The following is a 12,565-nucleotide window of genomic DNA, read 5'->3' as shown; positions in this document are numbered from 1 at the left end:
CCACACCATTATACCGCATTCCCTTTCCTTATACGAGAAAAAGACCACCGATAGGTGGCCTTTTTCGACAGGCTGAGCCCCCGACGCTACAGTCGGGGGCTTTGTTAGCCTTGATTACTTCTCAGCAATGGCTTCAATCTCGCACAGAGCGCCCTTGGGCAGATCCTTCACAGCTACGCAGCTGCGGGCGGGCTTGGAGGTGAAGTACTTGGCATACACTTCGTTAAAGGCAGCGAAGTCGCTCATGTTAGCCAGGAAGCAGGTGGTCTTGACGACCTTGTCCAGGCCGGAGCCGGCAGCTTCCAGAATGGCGCCCACGTTCTTGCAGCTCCACTCAGCCTGAGCAGCGATGCCTTCGGGCATGGTGCCGGTAGCGGGATCAACCGGCAGCTGGCCGGAGGTGATCACCAGGTCACCCACCACAAAACCCTGAGAGTAGGGGCCGATGGCGCCGGGAGCGTTCTTGGTATCAATGATAGTCATGGGAAAAAGCCTCCTTAAAGAATTGATGCGTGCAGCAGTGGCTACATACAAAAGATGTAGAGCTGCTAAACTATTTATACTATATCAACTTTTTACAAGAAATTCAATGGGCGGAAAACAAAAAATGCAAAAAGTTAAGCAGCTTCACCTTTCTCCTTTACCACTTTCACAAGCCAGTCCTTGCCTTCGACCATGCGGGCAACCATCATGGAAGCGATGGTATCGCCGGAAGCGTTCAGGCAGGTGGCAGCGGGGTCAAACAGGAAGCCCAGAGTGGCGATCAGGGGGAATGCCTCGGCGGGGAAGCCAAACATGCTTACGATCAGCATCTCGCCAACCAGGCCGCCGCCAGGTGCACCGGACAGCACGAAGGCAGACAGAATTGCCACCACAATGGCCATGGCATAGGTGCTCGCACCGGTGAAGGACATGTTGAACACGCCGAACAGGAATGCAATTTTGGTAATGGAGCTCAAAACGGAGCCGTCCATGTGCATGGTGCAGCCCATGGGAAGAACCAGATCGCTCACGTCTTTGGGAACGCCGATCTTATCGCAGGTTTCCTTATTTACAGGCAGGGTGGCAGCGGAGCTCTGAGTGGCAAAGGCAGTTACTGCGGGGGTAAAAATGTATTTCAGCATCCGCTTTACACCCAGCTTGCCGGCAGCAAAGAAGGCATACAGGGGGAAGAATACCACCACATACAGCAGGCACAGGGGATAGTAAACCACCATGGAACGGCCGTAGTCACCAATGATCTGAGGGCCGTACTCGGCAACCAGATTGGCAAAATATGCGCCCAGACCGATGGGAGCAATGGCCATGATCAGGCCGATAAACTTCATGATGACTTCATTCAGGTTGGCAAGCAGCTTACCCACCGGGCTTTCATCGCCGCCGCAGGCGGAAACGCAGAAGCCGAACAGGATGGCAAAAATGATCAGAGGAAGCATGTGATCCTTGCTCAGCAGGCCGGAGAAATCATCCACGGTAAGAGAGCCGACGATCATGTCGCTCACACTCTGCATTTCGCCCATTTCACTGGTGCCCATCTGGATATTGGTTCCGGCAGAGGGGCTGAACAGATTGACCCATACCAGCACGCAGACGCCTGCAATGGCGCCGGTGGCAAGAAAGCTGAAAATGGTGCTGCCCAGAATCTTGCCCAAGCGTTTCATATTGGCCATGCTGCCCACAGCGGAAGCGATGGACACAAACACCAGAGGCACAACGATGGTGAACATCAGGTTCAGGAAGATCTGCCCCACAGGCTTGAGGGTTTGACCCAGGCTGGGGGAGACCACACCGATGATGGAGCCGATAGCAATGCCGCCCAGCAGCAGGATGGGAAGCTTGTACTGCTGCCACAAGGACGATTTCTTGGTGGTAGTGTTAGACATGATGATTCTCCTTTTCCTTTATCGCCCCGTCCGCACGAGGCGTTATTCCTGTTTATAATGCTTGCACAGCCTCTTCCAGCTGTTTCATGGCCTGTTCCAGAACCTTGCGGGAGCAGGCGGCGTTCAGACGCATGAATCCGTTCAGGCTGCGCCCGAAGCTCCAGCCCTCGTTCAGGCCAAGCCCGGCCTTTTCGATCATGAAACGACGCAGCTCCTCATTGCTCATGCCCAGCTCCCGGCAGTCCAGCCAGACCAGATAGGTGGCATCCGGCAGATTGGGTTTGATCTGCGGAATGTGAGCGGCGCAGTAATCCCGGATGAAGTTGAAATTCCCGTCGATGTATTCCAGCAGCTGATCCAGCCACTCCTCACCCTCGTTGAAGGCGGCTTCCATGGCGGTCAGGCTGAAGGCGTTGTTGCGGTGGATATCCATGTTCATCCAGGCTTTGTCATACAGTTCCTTCATCCGCATATTGGGGAAGACGGTGGTGGAAGCCTGAAGGCCTGCCAGATTGAAGGTTTTGGTACCGGAAATGCAGCTGATTACTTCGCAGGCAACCTGCTCAGACAGGCTGGCAGTGGGGATATGGGTTTTGCCATGGAACACCAGATCCGAGTGGATCTCGTCCGAAACCATCAGCACGCCGTATTTACGGCACAGATCGGTCATGCGGGTCAGCTCCTCGCGGGTCCATACGATACCCAGAGGATTGTGAGGGCTGCACAGCAGGAACATGCTCACCTGAGGCAGCTTGGCTTCAAAGTCTTCCCAGTCCACGGTCCATTTGCCGTCCTTTTCCACCAGCTTGTTTTCCACCACAGTGCGGTTCCAGGCTTCGGTCACATCGTAAAACTCACCATAAACCGGGGTCTGGATCAGCACTTTACTGCCTTCCGGGGTGAACAGCTTTACCAGCATGCTCAGTGCGGGCACAACGCCCAGGCTCCAGCTTACCAGACTGCGATCGATGGTCCAGCCATGGCGGCGCTGCTGCCAGTTGCAGATGGCTTCAAAGTAGCTGGCCGGGCGGCTGGTGTAACCCCAGATGCCTTCCTGTGCACGGGCGGTTAAAGCGTCGATCACCGGCTGAGGCGACTTGAAGTCCATATCCGCGATCCACAGGGGGATTACCTTGTCGGTGCCGAACTTCTTGATTCGTTCATCGTATTTGGCGGCGTTGTTTTTGCTGCGGTCCACAACAGTATCAAAATCGTATTTCATGTGTCAGTTTCCTGCCTTTCTGTCTGGGCGCTGGCCCACGTTTCTTTGCCCAAGTTATAAGCAAGAGGCATGCCAAGAAGGAAAAAACGAACGGCGTTGCGCTTCGTTTCAGCGTTTTCACGGTTTCACGGGGGTTCTTTGCAGCAAGTTGCCAAGAAGTTCTTGGAACAAAAGGAATTCACGGAAAAGAAAAAACAGACCGGCCCGCGAAAGATGGTTCGGGGCCGGTCTGTGCTACCTTATATAAAAGGGGGGATCGTGTGAGCAATTTGCTAAAAAAGATTTAATTGGTTAAAAGCTGTGACTACATGGTCTAATTTGGTCGAGTTGTATAAAATGGTTACAATTGGTTGGAAGATGTGTGATCCGCCAGCATCCGCAGCCCCTCTTCGGTGAGGTGACTGCCACCGCGCCCCCGTTCAATCTGCAGATATCCGGCCTGCGCCAGCTCCCGCATCAACCGGCGAACCTGCTGTTGTGAAAGGGGGCGGGCCATCTGCCGGGCGCCGGCGAGGATGGTATCCCGCCCGGCGGAACGCCCCTGACGGGCAGCCTGATGAATCAGCTGCAGAACCAGCCATTGGTCCTCCTCCAGCGGAGCGGGTGCCGAAAGCGGGAAAGCAAGGGAAGAAGGGGAACTGTCTGCCACGCTGACGGGCTTTTCATTGTGGGGAACCGCTGTTTCAGAAGGCAGATAGTGGAAGGTGGGGGGAAGGTCTGCCGGTGTAATTACCTGACTGCCGGTATAGCTGAAATATTCCACCACATTGCGCAATTCCCGAATATTGCCCCGCCACTGGTGCGCCAGAAGCATCTGCTTCAGTTCAGGAGAAAGTGTGAATTCCACTCCGCTTTTCTGGCGGAAATGTTCGATGAGCAAAAGCAGGTCGCCTTCCCGCTGACGCAGAGGAGGAATAAGGGCAGGCAGCGTGTTCAGCCGGTAATACAGATCCCGGCGAAAACTGCCCTCCTCCACACGCTGTTCCAGATCTTCGTTGGTGGCAGCAACGATGCGCACATCCACCCGGATGATCTGATTTCCGCCCACCGGCATGATCTCATGCTCCTGCAGAACCCGAAGCAGTTTGCATTGCAGTGCCGGACTCATCCCCTCCACTTCGTCCAGAAACAGGGTGCCCTGATGGGCAAATTCAAACAGGCCGGGTTTGCCGCCCCGGCGGGCTCCGGTAAATGCGCCGTCCGCATAGCCAAACAGCTCGCTTTCCAGCAGATTTTCCGGCATGGCAGCGCAGTTAATGGCCACAAAAGGCCCCTGTGCCCGCGGAGATGCGTTATGCACGGCATGGGCGAACAGTTCCTTACCGGTACCTGTTTCGCCAATGAGAAGCACCGGCAGAGGTGTGGCTGCCATCTTTTTCAGAATCTCAACGGTTCGCCGGATGGCGGGGGAGCGGCCAATTACATTTTCAAAGGTATATTTTGCCCGGTATCCCTTGGGGCTCAGCTGGCTGCGCAGTTCGTTCTGCTTCTGCTCTGCATCACTGAAGCGCTGCACGGTGGCGAATGCGCCCAGGCATACCCCGCTTCGCAATACCGGGGCTACGGTTACCGTCAGGTTGGTGCCGCCGGCCCGAACAACCTTGGCGGGAATCGCTTCCTTGCTTTTCAGGCATTGTTTAAAGGGGATAAAAGGATACACTTCGCTGGCCCGGCGGTGCAGCGCAAGGCGATTGCTGACCTGTGTGATCTGCTCCATTTTTTTGTTGCAGGCAAACACCTCGCACTTTTCGTTTACCCCCACAAGCCCCTCGTCCAGAATTTCCATCAAGATATCAAACTGGCTTTCCAGGCGGCGACTGCGGTTGAAGAGTCGGTCAAAGCTGTAGGTGTTGGTGGCCACGATCTCCTGATAATGCTGGAATCGGGGCGTTTCCAGAAGATCCTCCAGCCCCAGCTTCAATGCAGCTTCGGTCATGGTGGCACTGGTGCAGACGCGCTGGCCGATATCAATGATTTCCTTTGCTCCCTCAGGTACATATCGCTGCTCACTGGGCGTGATCACAAAGTCGTACAGGTTCATGTCCGGGCTTGGGCAGCCCGGGTGATACAGATCAAATTGCAGCTGGTTTACCCCAAGCTGGTTCAGACGGCTGACCGCTTCCCGGCTCATCTTGTCGCTCAGGTTAACAAACAGAACCCGGCTTCCGGCGGGCAGCTTTTGCAGCCGGCGAATCACATCCCACAAAAAAGTAAGCTCAATCTCGGTGATCTCCGCATCCAGAGGAAGATACTGCCGCAGATCGCTGCCGGATTCGAAGGCGTCGGTGGAGGTCATGTACAGATCATAGCGCCGATGGGGTAACTGGTTTACGGAACCATCCCGCACGCTGTATACCTGCACACTTACCTGATCTCCGAACAGATCCTTTACCTGCTTGCCGTAAAACCGCCCGGCAAGCGGATCCCAGGAAATTATCGCAATGTTCTTCATGAATTCTTCTCCTGCGACCAATTTACTTAACCAAATAAACCGATTCTAATTCCATTTTTAACCCGTTACAGTAAACTTGTCAAGGGGAAAATTCTTTCTGCCGCATTTTTTGTCGTTCAGGGCAGGTTGGCATGAATCTTGCTATAATTGGGGCAGAAGGAACAACGCCGCGCCGAAGCGGCAGTACATAACAGGAAAAAGGAGTGCAAATCAAATGCTTACAAAACAGGAAATGCTGGATCTTCTTCATCAGGAAGTTGTGCCTGCGCTGGGCTGCACCGAACCGGTGTGTGTGGCTCTGGCCGCCGCGGATGCCTATCATGCCATTGGCGGGCAGATCGTATCGGTGAAAATGAAAGTGAACCCGGGGGTTTACAAAAACGGCATGTCGGTGGGTATTCCCGGATTTGACCGTGTGGGTTTGAAGTATGCCGCTGCCCTGGGTGCCTGTTTGGGCAATCCGGAGAAGGGCCTGCAGCTGCTGGAGGAGATTACCCCCATTGTGAGCAAGGAAGCCACCCGGCTGGTGGAGGAAAAGCAGGTGAGTGTGACCATCGCAGAAGAGGAAACTCAGCTGTTTGCCCACGCGGAGGTAATCACCACCCGGGGCATTGGCATCAGCACAATTCGCAATACCCATTCCAACATTGTTTACACCAGCGCAAACAATCAGGTGCTGTTTGAAAAGGAATATACGCTGGGCGGCGAGGATGAGCTGCACGAGAAGCTGAAAACCATGACCGTCGCTCAAATTCGGGAACTTGTGGACAGCGCCACCGAAGAGGAGCTGGCCTTTATGATGGATGGCGCCGAGATGAACGAAAACCTGGCGGATTACGGCCTGGAAAACCGGCTGGGCATTGGCATTGCCGATACGCTGAAATCTCAGCTGAAGGGAGCCATGGGCGACAATCTGTTCAGCAATACCATGGTTCGTGTGGCATCCAGCGCCGAGGGACGCATGTCCGGCTGCCCCTATGCGGTTATGAGCAGCGCCGGCAGCGGCAACCACGGCATTACCGCCATTATTCCGGTTGTGGAAATGGCAAAGCACCTGAATGCAAGCCGGGAAGCGACTGTAAAGGCATTGGCCTTTTCACACATGCTGAACGTTTACATCAAGCTGTTTACCGGCAAACTCAGCGCCACCTGTGGCTGTGGTGTTTCCGCCGCGGCCTCTGCTTCTGCAGCCATGGTCTGGCTGATGGGCGGCAACGATGCCCAGATGGGCGCGGCCATCATCAACATGAGCGGCAACCTGACCGGTATGATCTGCGACGGCGGTAAGATCGGCTGCGCATTGAAGCTGGCCACCGCATCCAATGCGGCACTCATGAGTGCCTATCTGGCCATGGGTGGCGTTGTGGTCAGCGCCAGCGACGGCATCTGCGATACCACCCCCGAAAAGGCCATCCGTAATATGGGCCGCATCAGCAACCCCGGCATGACGGCTACCGACAAAACCATTCTGGACATCATGATGGAAAAAGATCGGGGCTAAAACCTTCTTTTGATTATTTCTTTTCCTTTCTCTCTTCTCATAAGAAAAACTGCCGCACCGGTATTTGCTGGTGCGGCAGTTTTTCGTTTATCAAAGAATTTGCGGGAATATGGGGAGCGATTAGCCTTCCTGCTCCAGCAGAACCAGCAGTTCCCCCGCATTTTCGTCCGGTTTGACCTTTTCCTTGGCCCAGCGGATCACGCCTTCCTCATCAATCAGATAGGTGGTGCGAACCACACCCATGCTCACCTTGCCGTAGAGCTTTTTCTCTTTCCACACATCATAAGCCTGAATGGCCTGCAGCTCCGGGTCAGAAAGCAGCACAAAGGGCAAATCATATTTCTGGGCAAATTTCAGATGGGAGGCAACGCTATCCTTGCTCACACCGATCACCACGGTATTCTTTGCGGAAAAATCCTGATAACGGGCGGCAAAGGCACAGGCCTGGCGGGTGCAGCCGGGGGTGTTATCCCGGGGATAGAAATACAGTACAACCTTTTTGCCCTTGAAATCTGCAAGGCTGACGGCGTTTCCATCCTTGTCGTTGAGGGTAAAAGCAGGGGCCTGAGTTCCGATTTGCAGCATAAACAATCGCTCCTTTTTGTTTTTAATGGGAAAATAAATGGTCAAAATTGGTCAGTCAGACTTCCAATTGGGGTCCTGGATAAATACCAGATGATCCGTTGAAGAATATTCCGGAGAATACGCAAAACCGAACCGACAGAAGGAACGCAGTTCTTCCGGAGTCCGGCAATTCTGTTCGGCCGCGTGGCGTACCGTTGCACCGCGGGCCATCTTGGCGAAGGTTGCCTTTTCCTTCAGTTTACCGCCAATCTCCTGAGCAAAGGTTACCTGCACCCGCCGCACGGAAACGGGAAGTCGGTTCAGTATACATTTGCTGTATTCTTTGGAGGCCAGATCCACCACACAGTCGGTTTCCACGGCCAGTGCATCTGCCAGCTGGCTGCCCCAGAATTCATACAGCGTTTTGCAGCGAAATCCCACCGGTTTTGCCTGCATCTCCAGCCGGTAGGGGGTCACGCCGTCCAGCGGGCGCAGCAGACCGTACAGGCCGGAAAGAATTCGCAGATGTTCCTGCACATAGTCAAGCTCCTCTTCGGTGAATACTCCGGGGGCCATGTACTGATACTGGATGCCTTCGTAGGCAAACAGTGCAGGAGTCAGTGAACGGTGCAGATCCATCTTCTGCAGTCGTTCAAAGTTTGCCTCTGCCAGCGCATCGCTGCAGTTCCAGAGAGCCTTGCAGGCGGCGTAGTCCAGGCTTTGCAGATAGTTCTTCAATTCCTCGGCCTGCTCCAGAAAGCGGGGCAAAGCCTGCGGAGCGAACGTATCGGTATCCACATTCATGGTTTTTGCAGGGGAGATGATGAACTTCATGGCAGAGCCTCCTTTTGGTTCTTAATTTTAACAGAGCGCCGCGACTTCGGATGTTGCCGTGGCAAAATTCAGAAGCGAAGCCGCATGTCGTACCAGACCGCGCCTCCGTGCTGAGAGGCGGAAATGCCCTCATTTTCAAAGCCGAACCGGCGATAAAAATCCAGCAGCTCCTGTTTGCAGGTAAGCACCACGCCCCGGCGCCCCTGCGCACGGGCATCTTCGATCATCTGGCGCATCAGTGCGCTGGCATAGCCTTTGCCCTGAACAACCGGGTGGGTTTCCACCCCGAAGAGCATCTGCCAGGCGCCCTGTTCGTTGTGCAGACCGGCATCCTCAAACATTTCGTCCTGCAAAAGGGGAGCGTCGCTCACACATCCGTTCACACAGGCTACAATCTCCCCGTTTTCTTCCGCAATCCAGAAATGCTCCGGGAAAACAGCAAGCCGCTGGGAAAAGGCGGCCCGGGTAGCGGCTTCCTCGGGCGGAAAGCATTGCTGCTCCAGCTTGTCCAGCGCGTCCAGATCGGCGGGGTAGGCATGTCGAATGGTCATAACAGGTCATCCTTTCGGCTGAGATATTGATACCAGTATACTACAAAACGGCGGCAAGAGGCAGACCCCCGCACCGCTTTTCCGGGAGCTGTGGTATAATTGATTCATGCAACGATACAAAAACAGGGAGAGCAAACCATGAATATTCAGATTTTTGGCACCAACAAAAGCTTTGACACCAAAAAGGCCCAGCGGTGGTTCAAGGAGCGGGGCATCAAATTCCAGATGATCGATCTGAAGGAAAAAGGAATGAGCCGGGGCGAGTTTGATAACGTCTGCCGCGCACTGGGCGGCTGGCAGAGTATGGTGGACGAAACCGCAAAAGACAAGGACACGCTGGCCCTGCTTCGCTTTCTGGCGCCGGAGCAGCAGGCAGACAAACTGTTTGAAAACCAGCATCTGATTCGCCAGCCCATTGTGCGCAACGGACGGCAGGCTACGGCGGGCTACTGCCCGGAGATCTGGCAGAATTGGGAGTGATCGGTTTGAGCACCGGAATACTTTTGATGTTTCGCACAAGGAACCGTAAGGTTTCTTGGCAGTTTCGCTGTTCCATTTTGAGTCCGGATTTTGGTATCATGAAAGAAAAGGGCCTGCTGTGAAAAAACACACAGGCCCAAGGCGAGAGGGGGAATACTCATGTCCAGAACGCCCAATTCCGGGTCCCTGCTTCCGGGGCGGCTGCATGCCACCGGTGAAGTAAACGGCTTTCAGATTCGTCCGGGGCTGTTTTTATCCAATGGGGCCACACTGGTGCCGGGCGGCGTCAGCTTCACCATCCATTCCTTCAACGGCACCTCCTGTGAGCTGTGCCTGTTCCATCAGGCCGACCAGGAGCCTTTTGCAGTGCTGCCTTTTCCGGAAGAATGCCGAATGGGTGGCACTTATTCCATGATTGTGTTTGATCTGGATATTCAGGACATTGAATATGCCTACCGGATAGACGGCCCCAACGATCCCGCCCGGGGATTGATTTTCGACCGAACCAAATTCCTGCTGGATCCTTATGCCCGTGCAGTGACGGTGCAAAGCATCTGGGCTGGCGGTGAACGGCTGGGCCGCACCTACCATGCCCGGGTTGTGGAGGATACGTTCGACTGGGGAACCTTCCACAATCCCCGTATTCCGTTTTCCGACATGATCGTTTATGAGATGCATGTGCGCGGATTTACTCAGCATGGCAGCTCTCAGGTTAAATTTCCGGGCACCTTTGCGGGGCTGGAGGAAAAGATCCCCTATCTTCTGGAGCTGGGCGTCAATGCAGTGGAGCTGATGCCTGTGTTCGAGTTCGACGAAAAGGCGGAGGAGCGGGTGGTCAACGGCCAGAAGCTGCGCAATTACTGGGGCTACAACCCCATCTGCTTTTTTGCGCCCAACATGGACTACACCGCGGAGCCGGAGCTGAACCGTGAAAGCACCGAGCTCAAGCGGCTGATTCGCAGCCTGAACGAAAACGGCATCGAAGTCATTCTGGACGTGGTGTTCAACCATACCGCTGAAGGCGACGAGACCGGCCCCTTCTTTTCCTTCAAGGGGCTGGACAACAACATTTACTACATGCTCACGCCGGATGGCCGGTATTACAATTTCTCCGGGGTGGGCAATACCCTGAACTGCAACCATCCACAGGTGCGCCAGTTTATTCTGGACTGCCTGCGCTACTGGACGGTGGAATACCGGGTGGATGGCTTCCGTTTTGATCTGGCTTCCATTCTGGGGCGGGATGAAACGGGCAGCCCGCTGTCCAAACCGCCGCTGCTGGAAAGTCTGGCATTTGACCCGGTGCTCAGCCATGTGAAGCTCATCGCGGAGGCGTGGGATGCGGGCGGCCTGTATCAGGTAGGCAGTTTCCCGTCCTGGAACCGGTGGAGCGAATGGAACGGCAAATACCGGGATGATCTGCGCAAATTTCTGAAAGGCGATGCAGGCATGGCCGAGGCGGTCGTGCAGCGCATCTGCGGCTCGCCGGATCTCTATCCGCCGGACAAGCGCCCCAACGCCACGGTGAATTTCATCACCTGCCACGACGGCTTCACGCTGTATGATCTGTACGCCTACAATACAAAGCACAACGAGGCCAACGGCTGGAACAACACCGATGGCTTTGACGATAACAACAGCTGGAACTGCGGGGAGGAAGGCCCCAGCCAGAACCCGGCGGTGAATGCACTGCGGGATCGGCTGCGCAAAAATGCCCTGACCGTGCTGCTGTGCAGCCGGGGCGCGGCCATGTTCCTGGCAGGGGATGAATTCGGCAACAGCCAGAACGGCAATAATAATGCCTATTGTCAGGACAACGAGATCTCCTGGCTGAACTGGGAACAGCTGGAACGGAACCGGGAGTTCTTTGATTTTACCCGGCGCCTGATCGCACTGCGCAAGGCTCATCCGGTGCTGCGGGCAGCCACTGCGCCCAGCCGCTGCGGTTGGAAGGATCTTTCGCTGCACAACAATGGCAAAGCCTGGAACAGTGAGTTTCTGCCCGAGACACGCCAGATCGGCGTGTTGTTCGCCGGCAGAGATGCGGCCGATGAAAACGACGATATTCTGTTGCTGGCGCTGAACATGCACTGGGAACCCCATACGCAGCAGCTGCCCGCTCCGCCTCAGGGCTTTTGCTGGCATCTGGTGCTGCACACCAGCGAGGAGAATCCCTTTGCACCTGCTGGCTTCAACGGAGTTTCGCTGGAGATGGGGCCCCGCAGTGCGGCGGTGTTCCGGCTGATCCCTCCGGGCGGTGCAATTTGATGCAGGCGGGAAAATGGTGTATACTATACCATTGAGGTGAAAAAACAATGGCAACTTATCTGGTTGATACCGAGAATGTGGGCACCGCCTGGCTTGCCGTGGCGGAACAGATGCGCCCCGAAGATAAAATGTGTGTGTTCGCTTTTTCCGGCGACGCAAAGCTGAGCATTAACTTTTCCATGCTGGAAACCTGCATGCGGGCTTCCGGTCAGATTGAGATCGTGTGGTGCGGCGAGAAGGTACACACCAAAAACGCAATGGATTTTGCCATTGCATCCTATGTGGGTCTGTGTGCTGCCAACGGAGAAAGACAGATTTATATTGTCTCCAACGACAGTGATTACGAGGTGCTGTCCGGTTTCTGGGCACAGCGGGGCGTGATGGTGGAAAAACTGGCAGTCGGTCAGGGTTATGCCAACGCCAAAGAAATTGCCTCCCGCAAGGTGGAACCGGCGCGGGAGCCGGAGCTGAATCCCCGGAAAAAGCGCATCCGGGTGCTGCTGAACGGTGACAATGAAGCCGCCGAGCTGGTTTATCGGGTATGCGAAACCATTCCCGAAAATGCCAAGAAAAAGGGCAAGCGCTTTTTGGAGGCACTGGAAAAGGAACCCCGCTTCAAAAAGATGGCAGAGAAGAAGAAAAAGAGCATCGTGGAAAAGGCCAACGGTGTCACCGGCATCTACTTTGACCGGCAGGAAAAGCTGCGGGAGCCCTGAGGCGCTTCCCGGCCAGACAGTCAAAACCACCGGCTGAGCCGGTGGCTTGAGTAAGCCCTAGAAGGGCATAATACTAGCAAAGCCCCTTAAGGGG

At 55.1% G+C, this 12,565-nt stretch carries 11 protein-coding genes; 4 read left to right on the top strand and 7 right to left on the bottom strand.

Annotated features, from left to right (window positions below; genetic code table 11):
- Window positions 1–114: 114 nt before the first annotated feature.
- The 4 genes from ACESYO_RS16085 to ACESYO_RS16070 form a co-directional block, all read right to left on the bottom strand.
- On the bottom strand, window positions 115–483 hold the full coding sequence (locus ACESYO_RS16085) for a RidA family protein (protein ID WP_058963076.1): 369 nt from the start codon (window positions 481–483) through the stop codon (window positions 115–117).
- A gap of 134 nt (window positions 484–617) precedes the next feature.
- Window positions 618–1,883 (bottom strand): dicarboxylate/amino acid:cation symporter, encoded by a 1,266-nt coding sequence (locus tag ACESYO_RS16080; RefSeq protein WP_058963075.1) that lies wholly within the window; start codon window positions 1,881–1,883, stop codon window positions 618–620.
- A gap of 52 nt (window positions 1,884–1,935) precedes the next feature.
- Entirely contained in the window at window positions 1,936–3,105 is a 1,170-nt protein-coding gene (locus tag ACESYO_RS16075; RefSeq protein ID WP_276871914.1) for a MalY/PatB family protein, read from the bottom strand.
- Between the two features lie 340 nt (window positions 3,106–3,445).
- A complete protein-coding gene (locus ACESYO_RS16070; RefSeq protein ID WP_276871913.1) occupies window positions 3,446–5,557 on the bottom strand; it encodes a sigma-54 interaction domain-containing protein in 2,112 nt (703 codons plus the stop codon).
- A 214-nt stretch (window positions 5,558–5,771) separates the two neighbouring features.
- Between ACESYO_RS16070 and ACESYO_RS16065 the strand changes: the two genes are divergently transcribed.
- Window positions 5,772–7,058 (top strand): L-cysteine desulfidase family protein, encoded by a 1,287-nt coding sequence (locus tag ACESYO_RS16065; protein ID WP_283128922.1) that lies wholly within the window; start codon window positions 5,772–5,774, stop codon window positions 7,056–7,058.
- A gap of 120 nt (window positions 7,059–7,178) precedes the next feature.
- Here the strand turns inward: ACESYO_RS16065 and ACESYO_RS16060 are convergent, their stop codons facing one another.
- From ACESYO_RS16060 to ACESYO_RS16050, 3 genes are all read right to left on the bottom strand, one after another.
- Entirely contained in the window at window positions 7,179–7,643 is a 465-nt protein-coding gene (locus ACESYO_RS16060) for a peroxiredoxin (RefSeq protein ID WP_276872370.1), read from the bottom strand.
- Window positions 7,644–7,694: 51 nt separating this feature from the next.
- A complete protein-coding gene (gene yaaA, locus ACESYO_RS16055) occupies window positions 7,695–8,456 on the bottom strand; it encodes a peroxide stress protein YaaA (RefSeq protein WP_373210830.1) in 762 nt (253 codons plus the stop codon).
- A 68-nt stretch (window positions 8,457–8,524) separates the two neighbouring features.
- Window positions 8,525–9,007: a GNAT family N-acetyltransferase gene (locus ACESYO_RS16050; RefSeq protein ID WP_058963068.1), complete on the bottom strand. Its 483-nt coding sequence runs from the start codon at window positions 9,005–9,007 to the stop codon at window positions 8,525–8,527.
- A gap of 138 nt (window positions 9,008–9,145) precedes the next feature.
- Here ACESYO_RS16050 and ACESYO_RS16045 point away from each other — a divergent pair, with 138 nt between their 5' ends.
- The 3 genes from ACESYO_RS16045 (at window position 9,146) to ACESYO_RS16035 (ending at window position 12,471) form a co-directional block, all read left to right on the top strand.
- Window positions 9,146–9,487 (top strand): arsenate reductase family protein, encoded by a 342-nt coding sequence (locus tag ACESYO_RS16045; protein ID WP_058963067.1) that lies wholly within the window; start codon window positions 9,146–9,148, stop codon window positions 9,485–9,487.
- 159 nt (window positions 9,488–9,646) lie between these two features.
- Window positions 9,647–11,755: a glycogen debranching protein GlgX gene (glgX, locus tag ACESYO_RS16040; RefSeq protein WP_058963066.1), complete on the top strand. Its 2,109-nt coding sequence runs from the start codon at window positions 9,647–9,649 to the stop codon at window positions 11,753–11,755.
- Window positions 11,756–11,802: 47 nt separating this feature from the next.
- Window positions 11,803–12,471 carry a PIN domain-containing protein gene (locus ACESYO_RS16035; protein ID WP_058963065.1) on the top strand — a complete coding sequence of 223 codons (669 nt, stop codon included), beginning with the start codon at window positions 11,803–11,805 and terminating at the stop codon, window positions 12,469–12,471.
- Window positions 12,472–12,565 lie beyond the last annotated feature (94 nt).

Source organism: Allofournierella massiliensis (assembly GCF_964241245.1).
Taxonomy (GTDB): Bacteria; Bacillota; Clostridia; order Oscillospirales; family Ruminococcaceae; genus Allofournierella; species Allofournierella massiliensis.
Note: the sequence above shows the minus strand (reverse complement) of the source record. Positions and strands in the feature narration are given on the sequence as shown.